17 protein-coding genes are annotated in these 17,804 nt (G+C 72.7%); 12 read left to right on the forward strand and 5 right to left on the reverse strand.

All coding sequences use genetic code 11. The features are described 5' to 3' along the window. Positions 1-2 precede the first annotated feature (2 nt). Together FHS34_RS35650 and FHS34_RS35655 are read left to right on the forward strand one after the other, a co-directional pair. On the forward strand, positions 3-1,145 hold the full coding sequence (locus tag FHS34_RS35650) for a glycosyltransferase family 4 protein (protein ID WP_184973357.1): 1,143 nt from the start codon (positions 3-5) through the stop codon (positions 1,143-1,145). A 66-nt stretch (positions 1,146-1,211) separates the two neighbouring features. After that, on the forward strand, positions 1,212-2,834 hold the full coding sequence (locus FHS34_RS35655; RefSeq protein WP_446697041.1) for a GMC oxidoreductase: 1,623 nt from the start codon (positions 1,212-1,214) through the stop codon (positions 2,832-2,834). A 13-nt stretch (positions 2,835-2,847) separates the two neighbouring features. Here the strand turns inward: FHS34_RS35655 and FHS34_RS35660 are convergent, their stop codons facing one another. Next, positions 2,848-4,644: an AMP-dependent synthetase/ligase gene (locus FHS34_RS35660; RefSeq protein WP_184973359.1), complete on the reverse strand. Its 1,797-nt coding sequence runs from the start codon at positions 4,642-4,644 to the stop codon at positions 2,848-2,850. Between the two features lie 297 nt (positions 4,645-4,941). On the opposite strand from FHS34_RS35660, the gene FHS34_RS35665 reads away from it, so the two are divergent. From FHS34_RS35665 to FHS34_RS35690, 6 genes are all read left to right on the forward strand, one after another. Then, positions 4,942-5,739, forward strand: a complete 798-nt coding sequence (locus tag FHS34_RS35665; protein WP_184973362.1) for a metallophosphoesterase family protein — start codon at positions 4,942-4,944, stop codon at positions 5,737-5,739. A 122-nt stretch (positions 5,740-5,861) separates the two neighbouring features. Beyond that, entirely contained in the window at positions 5,862-6,302 is a 441-nt protein-coding gene (locus tag FHS34_RS35670; RefSeq protein ID WP_184973364.1) for an SRPBCC family protein, read from the forward strand. Between the two features lie 206 nt (positions 6,303-6,508). Beyond that, positions 6,509-7,681, forward strand: a complete 1,173-nt coding sequence (locus tag FHS34_RS35675; RefSeq protein ID WP_184973366.1) for an ArsA family ATPase — start codon at positions 6,509-6,511, stop codon at positions 7,679-7,681. Between the two features lie 57 nt (positions 7,682-7,738). Next, positions 7,739-8,218: a DUF5304 domain-containing protein gene (locus FHS34_RS35680; protein WP_184973368.1), complete on the forward strand. Its 480-nt coding sequence runs from the start codon at positions 7,739-7,741 to the stop codon at positions 8,216-8,218. A gap of 67 nt (positions 8,219-8,285) precedes the next feature. Then, positions 8,286-9,239 carry an ROK family glucokinase gene (locus FHS34_RS35685; RefSeq protein WP_020939526.1) on the forward strand — a complete coding sequence of 318 codons (954 nt, stop codon included), beginning with the start codon at positions 8,286-8,288 and terminating at the stop codon, positions 9,237-9,239. A 122-nt stretch (positions 9,240-9,361) separates the two neighbouring features. Continuing rightward, positions 9,362-10,108, forward strand: coding sequence for an endonuclease/exonuclease/phosphatase family protein (locus FHS34_RS35690; protein WP_184973371.1), 747 nt, complete (start codon positions 9,362-9,364; stop codon positions 10,106-10,108). Between the two features lie 78 nt (positions 10,109-10,186). Here FHS34_RS35690 and FHS34_RS35695 read toward each other — a convergent pair whose 3' ends face one another. Beyond that, positions 10,187-10,870 (reverse strand): hypothetical protein, encoded by a 684-nt coding sequence (locus tag FHS34_RS35695; RefSeq protein WP_184973373.1) that lies wholly within the window; start codon positions 10,868-10,870, stop codon positions 10,187-10,189. After that, positions 10,863-11,642, reverse strand: coding sequence for an alpha/beta hydrolase (locus FHS34_RS35700; RefSeq protein ID WP_184973375.1), 780 nt, complete (start codon positions 11,640-11,642; stop codon positions 10,863-10,865). Before FHS34_RS35700 ends, FHS34_RS35695 begins: the two co-directional genes overlap by 8 nt. 102 nt (positions 11,643-11,744) lie before the next feature. On the opposite strand from FHS34_RS35700, the gene FHS34_RS35705 reads away from it, so the two are divergent. The 4 genes from FHS34_RS35705 to FHS34_RS35720 all read left to right on the forward strand — a co-directional run bounded on the left by FHS34_RS35705 (position 11,745) and on the right by FHS34_RS35720 (position 15,612). Next, positions 11,745-12,482, forward strand: a complete 738-nt coding sequence (locus FHS34_RS35705) for a lysophospholipid acyltransferase family protein (RefSeq protein ID WP_184973377.1) — start codon at positions 11,745-11,747, stop codon at positions 12,480-12,482. A 35-nt stretch (positions 12,483-12,517) separates the two neighbouring features. Beyond that, positions 12,518-13,801 carry a MacS family sensor histidine kinase gene (gene macS / locus FHS34_RS35710; protein WP_372478617.1) on the forward strand — a complete coding sequence of 428 codons (1,284 nt, stop codon included), beginning with the start codon at positions 12,518-12,520 and terminating at the stop codon, positions 13,799-13,801. Next, positions 13,798-14,475 carry a response regulator gene (locus FHS34_RS35715; RefSeq protein ID WP_184973380.1) on the forward strand — a complete coding sequence of 226 codons (678 nt, stop codon included), beginning with the start codon at positions 13,798-13,800 and terminating at the stop codon, positions 14,473-14,475. Before macS ends, FHS34_RS35715 begins: the two co-directional genes overlap by 4 nt. 108 nt (positions 14,476-14,583) lie before the next feature. Then, on the forward strand, positions 14,584-15,612 hold the full coding sequence (locus FHS34_RS35720) for a 6-phosphofructokinase (RefSeq protein WP_184973383.1): 1,029 nt from the start codon (positions 14,584-14,586) through the stop codon (positions 15,610-15,612). Between the two features lie 47 nt (positions 15,613-15,659). On the opposite strand, the gene FHS34_RS35725 is transcribed toward FHS34_RS35720, so the two are convergent. Beyond that, complete coding sequence (locus FHS34_RS35725; protein WP_184973385.1) at positions 15,660-17,573, reverse strand: anthranilate synthase family protein; 1,914 nt, start codon at positions 17,571-17,573, stop codon at positions 15,660-15,662. A 126-nt stretch (positions 17,574-17,699) separates the two neighbouring features. Then, positions 17,700-17,756: a trp operon leader peptide gene (locus FHS34_RS44230; RefSeq protein ID WP_107440922.1), complete on the reverse strand. Its 57-nt coding sequence runs from the start codon at positions 17,754-17,756 to the stop codon at positions 17,700-17,702. Positions 17,757-17,804 lie beyond the last annotated feature (48 nt).

Consider the following 17,804-nt stretch of genomic DNA (forward strand, 5'->3'; position numbering starts at 1 on the left):
CGATGCACAAGACCCTGATCGTCACCAACGACTTCCCGCCCCGGCCGGGCGGCATCCAGGCCTTCCTGCACAACATGGCCCTCCGCCTGGAACCCGGCCGGCTGGTCGTCTACGCCTCCACCTGGAAGCGCGGCCGGGAGGGCGCCGAGGCCACCGCCGCCTTCGACGCCGAGCAGCCCTTCACCGTCGTGCGCGACCGTACGACCATGCTGCTGCCCACCCCGGGGGCCACCCGGCGGGCGGCCGGGCTGCTCCGCGAGCACGGCTGCACCTCGGTGTGGTTCGGCGCGGCGGCCCCGCTCGGCCTGATGGCGCCCGCGCTGCGGCGGGCCGGGGCGACGCGGCTGGTGGCCACCACCCACGGGCACGAGGCCGGCTGGGCCCAGCTGCCCGCCGCCCGGCAGCTGCTGCGCCGGATCGGCGAGTCCACGGACACGATCACCTATCTGGGCGAGTACACCCGCTCCCGGATCGCCGAGGCCCTGACGCCACAGGCGGCCGGCCGCATGGTGCGGCTGCCGCCCGGGGTCGACGAGAAGACCTTCCACCCCGGCTCCGGCGGTGACGAGATCCGCGCGCGGCTCGGGCTCACCGACCGGCCGGTCGTGGTCTGCGTCTCCCGGCTGGTGCCGCGCAAGGGCCAGGACACCCTGATCCGGGCCATGCCCCGCGTCCTCGCCGCCGAACCGGACGCCGTGCTGCTGATCGTCGGCGGCGGCCCCTACGAGCGGGACCTGCGCCGCCTCGCCCGCGAGACGGGGGTCGCCGGCTCGGTCCGCTTCACCGGTGCCGTGCCCTGGTCGGAGCTGCCCGCGCACTACGGCGCCGGGGACGTCTTCGCCATGCCCTGCCGCACCCGCCGCGGCGGCCTGGACGTGGAGGGCCTCGGCATCGTCTACCTGGAGGCGTCCGCCACCGGTCTGCCGGTCGTCGCGGGCGACTCGGGCGGGGCCCCGGACGCGGTCCTGGAGGGCGAGACCGGCTGGGTGGTCCGGGGCGGCTCGGTGGAGCAGACCGCCGAGCGGATCACCGTCCTCCTCGGCGATGCCGGGCTGCGCCGCCGGATGGGCGAGCGGGGCCGCCGGTGGGTCGAGGAGAAGTGGCGCTGGGACCTGCTGGCGGAGAAGCTCGACGCGTTGCTCTGAAACCTGACGGGGACCCTAGGCGGAACCGGAAAATCCGCACATGCTGCGCGCATGGCAGCAAAACTGATGCAACGTCAGCTGACGCGACGTCACATACTCGGAATGGCCGCGCTCCAGACCGCGGCCTCCCTCGGCCTCACCCGCATCGGCCTCCAGTCCGCCCGGGCCGCCGAACCCGCCCCCACCGACAACTCCCCGGCGATCGTGGTCGGTTCCGGCTACGGCGGCGCGGTCGCCGCCCTCCGCCTCGGCCAGGCCGGCATCCGCACCCTCGTCCTGGAGATGGGCCGGCTGTGGAACACCGCCGGCACCGACGGCAAGGTGTTCTGCTCCACCACCGCCCCCGACCAGCGCGCCATGTGGTTCCGCACCCGCACCGAGGCCCCGCTGGCCACCTTCCTCTGGCTGGACCTGGTCAACAAGGACATCAGCCCCTACCCGGGCGTCCTCGACCGCGTGCACTACGACAACATGTCCGTCTACGTCGGCCGTGGCGTCGGCGGCGGCTCCCTCGTCAACGGCGGCATGGCCGTCACACCCCTCAGGTCGTACTTCACCGAGCAGTTCCCGACCGTGGACGCCGAGGAGATGTACGGCACCTACTACCCGCGCGCCCGCGCCATGCTGGGCGTCAACACGATCGACCCGGCGTGGTTCGAGTCCACCGAGTGGTACCGGTTCACCCGCACCTCGCGGAAGGCCGCCGGCAACGCGGGCCTGAGGACCACCTTCGTGCCGAACGTCTACGACTTCGGCCACATGCAGCGCGAGGCCGCCGGCACGGCCCCGAGGTCCGCGCTCGCGGGCGAGGTCATCTACGGCAACAACCAGGGCAAACGCAGCCTCGACCAGACCTACCTGGCCGCCGCCATCGGCACCGGCAACGTCACCGTCCACACCCTGGAGAGGGTGAAGTCGGTCAGCCGGGCGAGCGACGGGTCGTACGTCCTGACCGCCGACCGGATCGACACCACCGGCGCGGTCGTCGAGACCAAGGAGTACAGCTGCACCTACCTCTTCCTCGGCGGCGGCAGTATCGGCACCACCGAACTCCTCGTCCGGGCCCGGGACACCGGGACCCTGCCGGACCTGGACGCCGCCGTGGGCGCGGGCTGGGGCACCAACGGCAACACCATGCTCGGCCGCGCCAACCACGTCTGGGACACCGTCGGCGCCAACGAGTCCACCATGCCGGTGATGGGCATCGACGACTGGGCCAACACCGACAACCCGGTCTTCGCCGAGATCGCCCCGCTGCCCATGGGGTTCGAGCACTGGATCAGTCTCTACCTGGCGATCACCAAGAACCCCGAGCGGGCCTCCTTCACCTACGACTCCGCCTCCGGCGGGGTGAAGCTCGGCTGGACCGCCGCACAGAGCGCGGTGTCGGTGCGCATGGCCAAGAAGCTGTTCGACCGGATCAACCTGGCCAACGCGACCATCTACCGCTACGACCTGTTCGGCTCCAAGAGCAAGGTCTTCGCCGACGACTTCACCTACCACCCCCTCGGCGGGTGCGTCCTCGGGAAGGCGACCGACGACTACGGCCGGGTGAAGGGCTACCGGCGCCTCTACGTCACCGACGGCTCGCTCGTGCCCGGCAACATCGGGGTGAACCCGTTCGTCACCATCACGGCCCTGGCCGAACGCACGATGGCGCGGGTCCTCGTCGAGGACACCGCGCCATGAGGCACCGCCGGGGTCACTTGGCGTAGAGCGCCTCGATCTCGTCCACGTAGTCCTTCGCCACCACGTTCCGCTTGAGCTTCAGCGACGGGGTGAGGTGGCCCGACTCCTCCGTGAACTGGGAGGACAGAATGCGGAACTTCCGCACCGATTCCGCCTTCGACACCGCGGCGTTGCCGTCGTCCACGGCCGCCTGGATCGCCGTCTGCAGATCCGCGTCGTCACGCAGCGACGCCGCGGTGGAACCCGCCGGCTTGCCGTGCTCGGCGGCCCACCGGTCCAGGAACTCCTCGTCGAGGGTGACCAGCGCGCCCACGAACGGCCGCCCGTCGCCCACCACCATGCACTCCGCGACCAGCGCGTGCGCCCGGATCCGGTCCTCGATCACGGCCGGGGCGACGTTCTTGCCGCCCGCCGTGACGATGATCTCCTTCTTCCGGCCGGTGATCCTCAGGTAGCCGTCCTCGTCGAGGGTGCCGATGTCACCGGTGTGGAACCAGCCGTCGGCCAGCGCCTCCGCGGTCGCGCCCGGGTTGTTCCAGTACTCCTTGAACAGGTGCTCGCCGTGCAGCAGCACCTCGCCGTCGTCCGCGATCCGCACCACCGAGCCGGGCAGCGGCTGCCCGACCGTGCCGATCTTCTGCCGGTCCCACGGGTTGAACGCGGTCGCCGCACAGGACTCCGTCAGGCCGTAGCCCTCCAGCACGGTGAAGCCGATGCCGCGGAAGAAGTGGCCGAGCCGCTCGCCCAGCGGGGCGCCGCCGGAGATGGCGTACTCGCCCCGGCCGCCCAGCACCGCGCGCAGCTTGCTGTAGACCAGCCTGTCGAAGACCTTGTGCTTGACCTTCAGACCGAAGGACGGGCCCGACGGGCTGTCCAGCGCCTTGCTGTAGGCGATCGCCGTGTCCGCCGCCTTGTCGAAGATCCCGCCCTTGCCCTCCGCCCGCGCCTTGGCCCGCGCCGAGTTGTAGACCTTCTCGAAGACCCGGGGCACACCGAGGATCAGGGTCGGCCGGAACGCGGCCAGTTCGTCCGTCAGGTTCTTGATGTCCGGGACACAGCCCAGCTTGATCGGCGCCATCATCGGCGCGATCTGCACCAGCCGTCCGAAGACGTGCGCGAGCGGCAGGAAGAGCAGCACCGAGCACTCACCGGTGCGGAACAACGGGCGCAGCCGCTCCACGATGTTGCCGCACTCGGCGAAGAAGCTGCGGTGGGTGAGCACACAGCCCTTGGGGCGCCCGGTCGTGCCGCTGGTGTACACGATGGTCGCCGGATCGTCGGCCCGCGCGATCGAGCTGCGCTCCTCCACCGTCGCGTCCGACACGTCCTGCCCGAGCCGGCCCAGCTCCGCCACGCCCCCGGCCTCGATCTGCCAGACGTGCTTCAGCGCGGGCAGCGACTCGCGCACCGACTCCACGGCCGCCGTGTGGGCGTCCAGCTCCACGACGCAGGCGGTCGCGCCCGAGTCGGACAGGATCCACTGCACCTGCTCCGGCGAGCTGGTCTCGTACACCGGCACGGTGATCGCGCCCGCGCTCCAGATGGCGAAGTCGAGCAGCGTCCACTCGTACCGCGTCCGGGACATCAGGCCCACCCGGTCGCCCGGCTGCACCCCGGAGGCGATGAGGCCCTTGGCGGCGGCGCGTACCTCGGCCAGGAACTCCCGGGCGGTCACGTCCTGCCAGGCACCCCCCGACTTGCGGGCGATGACGGCGACGTCGGGGTGCTGCGCGGCGTTTCTGCGGACGATGTCGGTCAGATTCCCGTCCGCAGGGACCTCGTACAAAGCCGGAAGGCTGAACTCGCGCAAGACTGCTGCTCCTCATAGGGCGCCGGCGCCACGACGTTGTGCGATGCGACGGTGCGGTCCAAGGCTCGGGCAAGTGCTCGGGAACTTCGGTGGTTGAAATCCAGAGCACGACTGGACTGCCCGGACGTTACCCGCCGGTATGGCGTTCAGGACAGGGGGTCCCGGCGAGATGTTCGCTGCGTCACACACGTGGGCTTTCCTTCGCGCACAGTAGTCCACGGCCGAACCGACCGGCCAGTAACCGCAGCCCCGGCCGGCACTGTTCACCTGGACCGCACACGCCTACCCTTGATCGCCATGGCATTCACACGCTCCGGCAGCCGGCGGACCCGCGTCCACGTGGTCAGCGACGTGCACGGCAACGCCCGTGACCTGGCCCGGGCCGGCGAAGGCGCCGACGCCCTGGTCTGCCTGGGCGACCTCGTCCTCTTCCTCGACTACGCCGACCACTCGCGCGGAATCTTCCCCGACCTCTTCGGCACGGAGAACGCCGACCGCATCGTCGAGCTGCGCACCGCCCGCCGGTTCGCCGAGGCCCGCGAATTCGGCGCCCGGCTGTGGGCCGGGATCGGCACCGACCGGGCCGCGGCCATCGAGAAGGCGGTCCGCAAGCAGTACGCCGAGCTGTTCGCAGCGTTTCCCACACCGACGTACGCCACCTACGGCAACGTCGACATGCCGGCGCTGTGGCCGGAGTACGCCCGCCCCGGCACCACGGTCCTCGACGGCCAGCGGGTGGAGATCGGCGGGCGCACCTTCGGCTTCGTCGGCGGCGGCCTGCGCACCCCCATGCGCACGCCCTACGAGATCGGCGACGAGGAGTACGCGGCGAAGATCGAGGCCGTCGGCGAGGTCGACGTGCTGTGCACCCACATCCCGCCGGAGGTGCCCGAACTGGTCTACGACACCGTGGCCCGCCGTTTCGAGCGCGGCAGCCGCGCCCTGCTGGACGCCATCCGCCGCACCCGGCCGCGGTACGCGCTGTTCGGGCATGTGCACCAGCCGCTGGCGCGCCGCATGCGCATCGGCGTCACCGAGTGTGTGAACGTGGGGCACTTCGCCGGCACCGGCACCCCCTGGGCGCTCGAATGGTGAGGCCCTGGAGACGGGGTGAAGTCGGCAGGTCGGCGGCGCGGTAGCCTTCACGCTGCACACACGTGCGCAGACCGGCGCACACAGACCTCTCAACACGGCCCGCATCTGGAGGAGCCACGGCGATGGCGGAACACACCAGTTCGAGCATCACGATCGAGGCGGCTCCGGCCGACGTCATGGCGGTGATCGCCGACTTCGCGCGCTACCCGGACTGGACCGGCGAGGTGAAGGAGGCGGAGGTCCTCGCCACCGACGCGCAGGGCCGCGCCGAGCAGGTCCGCCTCGTCATGGACGCCGGCGCCATCAAGGACGACCAGACCCTCGCCTACACCTGGACCGGCGGCCACGAGGTCTCCTGGACCCTGGTGAAGTCCCAGATGCTCCGCTCCCTCGACGGCTCCTACCTCCTGAAGCCGGCGGGCCGGGGCGCGACCGAGGTCACCTACTCCCTCACGGTCGACGTCAAGATCCCGATGCTCGGCATGATCAAGCGCAAGGCCGAGAAGGTCATCATCGACCGGGCCCTGGCCGGCCTGAAGAAGAGGGTGGAAGAGGAGAGCTAGTCCGGCCGGCGGCACGCGGGACAGACCGCGAACCGCGGCCGGGCCGCGGAACGTGGTCCCCGGGCGCGGACGTGCCGGGCCGCCTCGGGCCGGCGGCGCGACCGAGGACGAGGCCCAAGCCGTCCGGGGGCGCGCGGCCCCCGGGCGCGGACGTCCGCCGCCGGGCCGCCTCCGGCCCGCGGCACGCCCCGGTAGCGTTCACCCTCATGCGCACCATCCTGATCACGGGCCCGGGCGGCAGCGGGCGTACCACGATCGCCGCCGCCACCGCACTGCGCGCCGCGGCCGACGGCACCCGCACCCTCCTCCTCAGCGCCGACCACACCGACACCCCGGGCGTGGCGCTGGGCACCGGAACAGGACCGGTCCCGGCGGAAGCCGCCCCGAACCTCACCGCCTGGCGGCCCGACGCCACGGAACGGTTCCGGCAGGACCTCACCGCCTTCCAGGACCGCGCCGCGAACGTGCTCGACCTGCTCGGCGCCGCCCGGCTGGACGCCGAGGAGGTCACCCCGCTGCCCGGCGCCGAGGAGCTCTCCTTCCTGCGCGCGCTGCGGGACGCGGCCCTCTCCGACCGGTACGACCTCCTCGTCGTCGACCTCCCGCCCCTCGCGGGCGCCCTCGCCCTGCTCGGCCTGCCCGAGCAGCTGCGCCGCTATCTGCGCCGCCTCCTGCCGCCCGAACGGCAGGCCGCCCGCGCCCTGCGCCCGGTCCTCGGCCGGCTGGCCGGCGTCCCCATGCCCGCCGACTGGCTGTACGAGACGGCGGCCCGCTGGGACGTCGAACTGGCCGCCGTGGAGGCCGTCCTCACCGACCGGAACACCGCCGTGCGCCTGGTGGCCGAACCCGGCCCGGCCGGCGCCGACGCCGTCCGCGCCGCCACCCTCGGCCTCGCCCTGCGCGGACTGCGCACCGAGGCCCTGATCGCCAACCGGACCCTGCCCGAGGCCGCCCCCGACGGCTGGCTCGCGGGGCTCCTCGCCCAGCAGCGCAAGACGCTCGCCGACTGGCGGGAGTCGTACGACGTCCGTCCCGTCCCGCACCTCGGCCGCGACCCGCACGGCCCCGACGACCTCACCGCTCTCGCCGTGCCCGCCGTCAACCCGGCGCCCGACCCGGTCGAGTGGCCCGTCGGCGACCGGATCGCCGAGGACGGTGTGCTGGTCTGGCACCTGCCGCTGCCCGGTGCCATACGGGAGGAGCTGGACCTCGTCCGGCGCGGCGACGAACTCCTGATCACCGCGGGCCCCTTCCGCCGGATCGTCCCGCTCCCCTCCGCCCTGCGCCGCTGCACGGTCGCCGGGGCCGGACTCAGGGACGGCGAACTGCGCATCCGGTTCGCCCCGGACCCGGCCCTGTGGCCCAGCACCGGACGGTGAAGGGGACACGCCCGTTCGGGTACCGTCGTAAAGGCGAACCGTAGTCAGGAGTCCGCCATGAGCGAAGAGCGCCCCGCACCCGAACCCGAAGAGGAGCGGGCGGCCGACGCCGACGCCTGGGCCACGGCCTGCGCCGAGGACCTCGCCGCCGAGAAGGCCCGCCGCCGTGCCGAGCACGGCCCGCCGCCCGGCTCCGCGGCCGAGGAGCTGAAGAAGCTCGTGGACACGGTGGCCGACAAGCTCTCCGGCCTCCGGTCACCGCTCCTCGGCGGTCTCGCCGGACCCGCCGCCCAGCAGGTGGTGCGGCAGGTCGTCCAGCAGGCGAAGGCCGCCGTGGAGCCCGTCATGGACCGCAACCCGGACGTCTTCGACCATCTGGCCGCGGCCGGCGGCGAGCTGCTCGCCGCCTACCGCTCCGCCGTCCAGGGCCAGGAGCAGCGCTGGACCGCCCGTACGGCCGACCCGGCGGACGACCGGCCGGACCGGCGGGACCGCGGTGAGGGCACCGGTCCGGGGGAGCGCATCGACCTGGACTGAAGCCCTTCCGCGGCGGGGCCTCGGGTACGGTTGGCCGTAGCGGGGCTCGACCGGAACTGAGGGATTCATGGGACTCACCATCGGCGTCGACATCGGCGGCACGAAGATCGCGGCCGGCGTGGTCGACGAGGAAGGCAACATCCTCTCGACCTTCAAGGTGCCGACCCCCACCACGCCCGAGGCGATCGTGGACGCCATCGCCTCGGCGGTGGAGGGCGCGCGGGCCGGGCACGAGATCGTCGGCGTGGGCATCGGCGCGGCCGGCTACGTCAACCGGCAGCGTTCCACGGTGTACTTCGCGCCCAACATCGACTGGCGCAACGAGCCGCTCAAGGAGAAGGTCGAGGCCCGTACCGGCCTCCCGGTCGTGGTCGAGAACGACGCCAACGCCGCCGCCTGGGGCGAGTACAGGTTCGGCGCCGGCAAGGGCCACCGCAACGTCATCTGCATCACGCTCGGCACCGGCCTCGGCGGCGGCATCATCATCGGCAACAAGCTGCGCCGCGGCCACTTCGGCGTGGCCGCCGAGTTCGGCCACATCCGGATGGTCCCGGACGGCCTGCTGTGCGGCTGCGGCTCGCAGGGCTGCTGGGAGCAGTACGCCTCCGGCCGCGCCCTGGTCCGCTACGCCAAGCAGCGCGCCAACGCCACCCCCGAGCGCGCCGAGGTGCTGCTCGCGCTCGGCGACGGCACCCCCGACGGGATCGAGGGCAAGCACATCTCCATGGCCGCTCGCCAGGGCTGCCCGGTCGCCGTCGACTCCTACCGCGAGCTGGCCCGCTGGGCCGGCGCGGGCCTCGCCGACCTGGCCTCCCTGTTCGACCCGTCCGCGTTCATCGTCGGCGGCGGTCTCTCCGACGAGGGCGACCTGGTCCTGGACCCGATCCGCAAGTCCTACAAGCGCTGGCTGGTGGGCGGCAACTGGCGTCCGGTGGCCGATGTGATCGCGGCCCAGCTCGGCAACAAGGCGGGCATGGTCGGAGCGGCCGACCTGGCCCGCGAGCCGGACCCGATCATGTGACGCCCACTTCGTGAGCACACCTGCGCGGCCTCGGGGCGCGGGGAGCCGCGCGGCCGGCCACGACGCACCGGCGGCCGCGCACGCTCCTCGCGCCCCGAGCTGTTGGGCGTACATTGATCCACATGGCGCTGCTCCCCAACTCCACGACAGAGCCCGACGGTTCGGCCGTCATCCGCGTCCTGAGCTACAACATCCGCTCGATGCGGGACGACACGGACGCCCTCGCTCGTGTCATCACCGCCTGCGCCCCCGACCTGGTGCTCGTCCAGGAGGCCCCCCGTTTCTTCCGCTGGCGCAAGAAACTCGCCCGGCTCGCCGCCGCCTGCGGCCAGGTGATCCTCACCGGCGGCGCCACGGCGGCGGGACCGGCGATCCTGTGCGACCTGCGCGCCACCGTCGAGCGCACGGAGGACGTCCTCCTGCCGCTCACCCCCGGCCTGCACCGCCGCGGCTTCGCCACCGCGGTGGTCCGCTTCGGCGGCGCCCGCCTCGGCGTGCTCAGCTGTCACCTCAGCCTCCAGCGCGACGAACGCCATGAGCAGGGCGCCCTGCTCCTCGACCGGCTGTCCGGGCTCGGCGTGGAGCACGCCGTCGCCGGCGGCGATCTCAACGAACGCCCCGACGGCCGTACCTTCCGCCGTCTGGCCGCCGGTCTCCAGGACTGCCGTACGGCCGCGCCCTGGGGCGGCGAGTACACCTCCACCCCCGCCGACCCCCACCAGCGGATCGACGCGATCTTCGCCACCCAGGGCATCGAGGTGCTCGGCTGCGGCGTCCCGTCGGACCTGCCGGGCGTGACCCGGGCCGATCTGACCGCGGCCACGGACCACCTGCCGGTGCTGGCGGCCCTGAGGGTGCCGGCCGCCTGAACGACCACCTGGTCCCCTCACGGGCGGCACCGGCCGGCGCGGAGACACCGGGTGCGCGATCGAGGTCCCCCCCGCGGGTCAGACCACCGCGCCGCGCCCCGGGTCGTCGTCACCGTCGTCGTCCGTTCGCATCCGCGTCACCAGCGTCGCGAAGCCGCCCAGGAAGCCGCCGATGCCGAGGGTCGTCAGCCACCAGGTCATGTCCCAGCCGAGTACCACCGCGAGCAGGATCAGGACGGGACCGCCGACCACCCCCAGCCAGGCGAACCTGGCCGTCGTGTCCGTGGTCGGCAGCGGCGGCGGCTCCGGCGGTACGAAGTGGCCCTCGTCGTCCTCGTCGAAGTCGTCGTCGGAGGGCACGGACACCGAGTAGTCGCGCGGGCCGACACCGGGCGCGAAGGAGACCGAGCCGCCCAGCGGACGGCCGGGCCGGCGGCCCGCGGAGTCGTCCGGGCCGGGCCGGGACTCGCTCTCCGGGTCCTTCACCGGGTCCTTCCCAGGGTCGGTCGCCGGGTCCTTCACCGGGCCCTTCCTCGCATCCTTCCCCGGGTCGGTCGCCGGGTCCGGTTCCGGCAGCGCGAGATCCTCCACCGCCCTGAAGGGCCGGGAACCCGGCGGGTCCGGCGGTTCCGCGCCGTACCCGGCGACGATGGCCCGCCAGGCGGCGTCCTCGTCGAACGGCACCTCCTGCTTGTCCGGCTCGCTTCCCTCGCGGTCCTCACGGCCCCCGAGGTCCTCACGGTCGGAGTCGTGCTCAGCCAACTGAGGCCGTCCCTTCCTTGCCGACACTGGGTGCGAGCCGGCCCATGAAGGCGAGGCTCTCCTCGAAGATCCGGTCCGCATCCACGTCCAACGTCGCCACGTGGTAGCTGTGTTCCAGCACGATCTCCGTGACGTCCGTCGACGACACCCGGCTCAGCACCCGTGCCGAGTCGGCCGCCGGGACGACATGGTCCTGAGCGCTGCGCAGCAGCAACAACGGCTGGGTGACCTGGGGCAGCTCGCCGTCCAGCCGGCGCAGGAACACCCGCAGGGAGTGCGCCGCGTGCAGCGGCACCCGGTCGTACCCCAGCTCCGCCGCGCCCTCCTTGGCGATGTCACTGGCGATGCCCTTCGTCGTCCGCACCAGATGCCGGGCGACCGGGAGGGCGTACGCCGACAGCCCGTGCACCTTGTTCGCCGGGTTGACGACCACCGCGCCGATGACCCGCTCACCGTGCCGGGCGGCCAGCCGGAGCGCCAGCGCACCGCCCATCGACAGGCCGGCGACGAACACCCGGGAACAGCGCGCGGTCAGTACCCGCAGCTCGCGGTCCACCTCCGCGTACCAGTCCTGCCAGGCCGTCAGCTGCATGTCCTCCCAGCGGGTGCCGTGCCCGGGCAGCAGCGGCACGGACACGGTCAGTCCGTGCGCCGCGTGATGCTCCGCCCACGGGCGCAGCGACTGGGGCGAGCCGGTGAAGCCGTGGCAGAGGAGGACCCCCGTCTTCCCGCCCTCGTGGCGGTACGGCTCGGCTCCGGGGAGAACTGGCATGTGCCTCACCGTACGCGACCGCACTGACACCGACCAGGGTCGTCGGACCCATTGGCGGTCCTCCGGGTTAAGGTCTCCTCGACGGAAACAGGAGGCACAAGGGTGTTGTACGGCACGATGAAGGTCGCGATCGGCGGACCACTGAAGGTCGCCTTCCGGCCTTGGGTGGAGGGCCTGGAGAACATTCCGGACACGGGTGCCGCCATCCTGGCCAGCAACCATCTGTCCTTCTCGGACTCGTTCTTCCTGCCCACGATGCTGGACCGCAAGGTCACCTTCATCGCCAAGGCCGAGTACTTCACCACTCCCGGCGTGAAGGGCCGTCTCACCGCGGCCTTCTTCAAGGGCGTCGGGCAGCTCCCGGTCGACCGTTCCGGGGCGCGCGGCGCGGGTGAGGCGGCGATCAAGAGCGGTATAGAGGTGCTGGAGCGCGGTGAGCTGTTCGGCATCTACCCGGAGGGCACCCGCTCGCCCGACGGGCGGCTGTACCGGGGCAAGCCCGGCGGCCTCGCCCGCGTGGCGCTCGCCACCGGCGCGCCCGTCATCCCGGTCGCCATGATCGACACGGAGAAGATCCAGCCGCCCGGCAAGGTGATGCCGAAGCTGATGCGGCCCGGCATCCGCATCGGCAAGCCCATGGACTTCAGCCGCTACCAGGGCATGGAGCACGACCGTTTCGTGCTGCGCGCCCTGACCGACGAGGTCATGTACGAGATCATGAAGCTCTCCGGCCAGGAGTACGTCGACATCTACGCCACCGCGGCCAAGCGGCAGATCGCGGAGGCGGCCAAGGCGGCCAGGGAAGCGGAGAAGGCGGAGAAGAAGCAGGCCGACTCCTAGACGGGGGAACTCGAGGGCCGGGGGGACCGGGGGAGATGCCCAAGCGCGAGCGTGAGGGAGCCGTGGGGCGCGCCGGTGCCGCACGCGTCAGGAAACCGGTCGTCCTGCGGATGTCGGTCGAGCTGCCGCTGTGGCGCGCGCTCGCCGGCTACCGCGTCCTGACCATGCTGTACGCCATCGGTTTGTGTGCCACCGCGTACGACCACTTCGTGCGGCCCTGGGTCGCCGTCGCCTACTACGCCGTCCTCGCCGTATGGACCCTCGCCACCCTGCCCAGGGTGGCCAACGCGGCGAGCTGCACCCGCCGCTTCCTGGCCGCGGACCTGTCCGTCGCCCTCGCCGGCATCCTGCTCACCCCGCTCGCCGACAGCCACGAGCGGATCGCGGGCGGCGGCCCCACCCTGCCGTCGATATGGACCGCCGGCGCGGTGCTGGCCTTCGCCGTCAAGGGCGGCTGGCGCTGGGCGGCCGTCGCCTCCACGGCCGTGGCCGTCGTCAACCTGGTCGAGCGCGGCCACCCCGCCCGGGACACCGTGCACAACGTGATCCTCGTCTGGGTGGCCTCCATCGCCATCGGCTACGTGGTGGAGGTGGCCCGCGCCTCCGAGCGCACCCTCGCCCGCGCGCTGGAGATCGAGGCCGCGACCCGGGAGCGGGAGCGGCTGGCCCGGGACATCCACGACAGCGTGCTGCAGGTGCTGGCGATGGTGAAGCGCCGGGGCACGGCCCTCGGCGGCGAGGCGGCCGAGCTGGGCCGGCTGGCCGGGGAGCAGGAAGTGGCCCTGCGGACGCTGGTGTCGGGCGGTCTGGTGCCGGTGTCCCGGGTCTCGGAGGACCTGGCCGAGGGTGCCGTCGTCCGGGTGGTGGAGGAGCCCGCCGAGGACGAACCGGCCGGCCCGGTCGACCTGCGCCTGCTGCTCGCCCCCTACGCGTGCGCCCGGTTCAGCCTCGCCGAGCCCGGCGCGCCGGTGCTGCTGCCGCCGGCCGCGGCCCGCGAGGTGGCCGCCGCCGTCGGTGCGGCCCTGGACAATGTGCGCCGGCACGCGGGGGAGGGGGCCCGCGCCTGGATCCTGGTGGAGGACGAGCCGGACGAGATCGTCGTCACCGTCCGGGACGACGGCCCCGGCATCCCCGAGGGCCGGCTGGCGCAGGCCGAGGGCGAGGGCCGGCTCGGGGTGGCCCAGTCGATCCGGGGCCGGCTGCGCGACCTCGGCGGCAGCACCGAGATCTTCTCGGTGCCCGGGCAGGGCACGGAAGTCGAACTGAAGGTACCGAAGGGCGCCGCAGGGGCGCGGGGGAAGAAGGCGGAGCAGCGATGACACAGCAGCAGGACCCGATCAGGGTCATGGTGGTGGACGACCACCCCATGTGGCGTGACGCGGTCGCCCGTGACCTGGCCGAGTCCGGTTTCGACGTGGTCGCCACCGCCGGCGACGGCGAGCAGGCGGTCCGCCGCGCCAAGGCCGCCGCCCCCGACGTCCTCGTGCTGGACCTCAACCTGCCCGCCAAGCCCGGCGTCCAGGTGTGCAAGGAACTGGTGGGCCACAACCCGGCGTTGCGCGTGCTCGTCCTCTCGGCGAGCGGCGAGCACGCGGACGTGCTGGAGGCCGTGAAGTCCGGCGCGACCGGCTATCTGCTGAAGTCGGCCTCCACCGAGGAACTCCTGGACGCGGTGCGCCGGACCGCCGTCGGCGACCCGGTGTTCACGCCCGGCCTCGCCGGACTGGTCCTCGGCGAGTACCGGCGGCTGGCCGCCGAGCCCGTCCCCGCCCCCGACACCGACGAGCCGGGCGCCCCCCGGCTGACGGACCGGGAGACGGAGGTGCTGCGGCTGGTGGCGAAGGGCCTGAGCTACAAGCAGATCGCCGAACGCCTCGTCATCTCCCACCGCACGGTCCAGAACCACGTCCAGAACACCCTCGGCAAGCTCCAGTTGCACAACCGGGTGGAGCTGGTGCGGTACGCGATAGAGCGTGGACTCGACGACGAGTAGCCCGGATTCCGGCAACGCGCCCGAATCACCCTTCCCGCCTCTCCCGATGTGACGCGGATCACCATTAGCGTGACTGAGCGTCAGGCCAGCATGGTGAAGGGACATTTCATGCGAGTCGGAGTACTGACCGGAGGCGGCGACTGCCCCGGGCTCAACGCCGTCATCCGGGGCATCGTGCGCAAGGGCGTGCAGGAGTACGGCTATGACTTCGTCGGCTTCCGGGACGGCTGGCGGGGTCCGCTCGAGAACGACACGGTCCGCCTCGACATCCCCGCGGTGCGCGGCATCCTGCCCCGCGGCGGCACCGTCCTCGGCTCCTCGCGGACCAACCCCCTCAAGGTGGAGGGGGGTATCCGCCGCATCAAGGAGAACCTCGCCAAGCAGGAGGTCGAGGCACTCGTCGCGATCGGTGGCGAGGACACCCTGGGCGTCGCCGCGCGCCTCGCCGACGAGTACGGCATGCCCTGCGTCGGCGTGCCGAAGACCATCGACAACGACCTGTCCGCCACCGACTACACCTTCGGTTTCGACACCGCCGTCAACATCGCCACCGAGGCCATCGACCGGCTGCACACCACCGCCGAGTCCCACATGCGGGTCCTCGTCTGCGAGGTGATGGGACGGCACGCCGGCTGGATCGCGCTGCACTCGGGCCTGGCCGGCGGCGCCAACGTCATCCTCATCCCCGAACAGCGCTTCGACCTCGACCAGGTGTGCGCGTGGATCACCTCCCGCTTCAAGGCGTCCTACGCCCCGATCGTCGTCGTCGCCGAGGGCGCCATGCCGAAGGACGGTGACATGGTGCTCAAGGACCAGTCGCAGGACTCCTTCGGGCATGTGCGGCTGTCCGGCGTCGGTGAGTGGCTGGCCAAGGAGATCGAGCGGCGCACCGGCAAGGAGGCCCGCACCACGGTCCTCGGGCACATCCAGCGCGGCGGCACCCCCAGCGCCTTCGACCGCTGGCTCGCCACCCGCTTCGGCCTGCACGCCATCGACTGCGTGCGCGACGGCGACTTCGGCAAGATGGTCGCCCTGCGCGGCACCGACATCGTCCGCGTCCCGATCTCCGAGGCGACGGCCAGGCTGAAGACGGTGGACCCGAAGCTGTACGAGGAGGTCGGGGTGTTCTTCGGCTGACACCCCGGCCCGGGCCTGGGGACCGAGCGGCCCCCAGGCCCGTCGCCTCACCGCACCGTGCTCGCCCGCAGCCGGCCGATCAGCTCCTGGACGACCGCCGCGCCGTTCACCGTGAGGACCGACTCGGGGTGGAACTGCACACCGGCGAAACCGGGGCCGCGCAGCGCGTGCACCTCACCGTTCGCCGCCCGGCTCACCTCTACGCCGTGCGCGGCCAGCTCCCGGGCCGACTCCTCGTCGCAGCGCGCGACGAAGCTGTTGTAGAAGCCGACCGTCTCGCTCCGCCCGAACAGGTCGATCTCCGTCTGCGCGCCCTGGTGCGGCACCTCCTTGCGGACGATCTCCAGGCCCAGTTCCGCCGCGATCAGCTCGTGCCCGAGGCAGACGCCGAGCACGCCGTGCCGGTGCGTCCGGATCACCTGGGCGGCCAGGTCCCGCAGGAACCGCATCTTGGGGTCGCCGAGGTCGGCGGGGTCGCCCGGACCGGGCCCGAGGACGAGGGGCCCCTCGTGCGCGAGCACCGCCTCCCGCAGCCCGGGCTCGTCGTACCGCCGGACGGTCACGTCGAGACCGGCCGACCGCAGGACGTGCGCGAGCATCGCGGTGAAGGTGTCCTCGCCGTCGACGACGAGGGCGTGGCCCGCGAGGGCCCCGGTCCGCTCCTGCATCCGCAGCCAGAACGGCGCGAGCGCGGCGCGCCGGCCGTCCAGCGCGGCCCGCACCCGCGGGTCGTCGGCCAGCCGGGGCCGCTCCCGCTCCCGAAGCGGCCGGGACGGCCGTACCCCGAGGGCGGCCAGCACGCCCGCCGCCTTCGCGTGGGTCTCCGCGACCTCGCCCGCCGGGTCGGAGCCGCGCACCAGCGTCGCCCCGACGGGAACGCGCAGCCGGCCGTCGGCGCCGATGTCGGCGGTGCGGATCAGGATCGGGGAGTCGAGGGTCTGCGCGCCTCCGGAGTCCCGCCCGAGCAGCGCGAGCGCACCGGCGTAGTACCCGCGCCCGCCGGCCTCGTGCCGCTCGATCACCCGGCACGCGTTCTGCACCGGAGACCCGGTCACCGTCGCCGCGAACATGGTCTCCCGCAGCACCTCCCGCACGTCCAGGGAGGACTTGCCGCGCAGCTCGTACTCGGTGTGCGCGAGGTGCGCCATCTCCTTGAGCCGGGGACCGACGACGACGCCGCCCATGTCGCCGACGGTGCACATCATCTTCAGCTCCTCGTCGACGACCATCGACAGCTCCTCGATCTCCTTGCCGTCGGCCAGGAAGGAGAGCAGGTGCTCGGGGGACGGGCCCCCGGCGGGATAGCGGTAGGTCCCGCTGATCGGGTTCATCACGACGGTGCCGCCGGACATCCGCACATGCACCTCGGGGCTGGCGCCCACCAGCGTCCGCCCACCCGTCTCCCACCGCCGCCCTTCCGTGGAAGGCCCTTCGGGCCCTTTTTGATCTCCGGTATGCACCACGAACGTCCAGTACGCGCCCCGCTCGCCCTCGAGCAGCCGCCGGAACAGGGCCAGCGCGTCGGCGCGGCCGAACCCGGGGATCTCACCCTCGTAGGTGCGCCGGATCACGAAGTTCGCGCCCTCGCCCCGGCCGATCTCCTCGCGCAGCACCCGGCCGACGATCTCGCCGTACTCCTCGTCCCCGACGTCGAAGCGGCCGCCCTCCACCCGCACCTCGTGCGCCGGGAGCCGGTCGAGCGCCTCGGCGAGCGGGACGGCGTACGACTCCTCGGGCGTCAGCACCAGCAGGGGGGTGCCGTCGTCGCGGACGTCGAAGCCGCGCTCGCGGATCTGCCGGAACGGGACGAGGGCGAGACCCTCCTCGGGCAGGTCGGCCAGCCGGTCACGGCTGGTCACCGGGCCGAGCAGCACCTCCACCAGCTGTTCGTCGCGGCCGGGGGTGCGGCGGCGCAGCAGGGCGAAGGGGCGGGGGTCGGTGAGCAGGTCCTGCAGGTCCACGGGTCGGGCTCCTTCTCGATCGTCCGACGGAACGTCCGGCGGATGTGCTGACGGAGAGGAACGGCCCCGGGAAACGCCGAAGGCCGCCCCTCGGGCGGCCTTCGCGAAGTCTTGTCGTACGCGCGATCAGCGGGCCGCCGGAGAAGCGGTCCACCACCAGTTCTGGATCGAAAGCGCGAACATGCCGGAAACCCTACCCCACCCGTCGCCCGTCCACCCGTCAGTCACCCC

The organism is Streptomyces echinatus (genome assembly GCF_014203595.1).
In the GTDB taxonomy this organism is placed as follows: domain Bacteria; phylum Actinomycetota; class Actinomycetes; order Streptomycetales; family Streptomycetaceae; genus Streptomyces; species Streptomyces echinatus.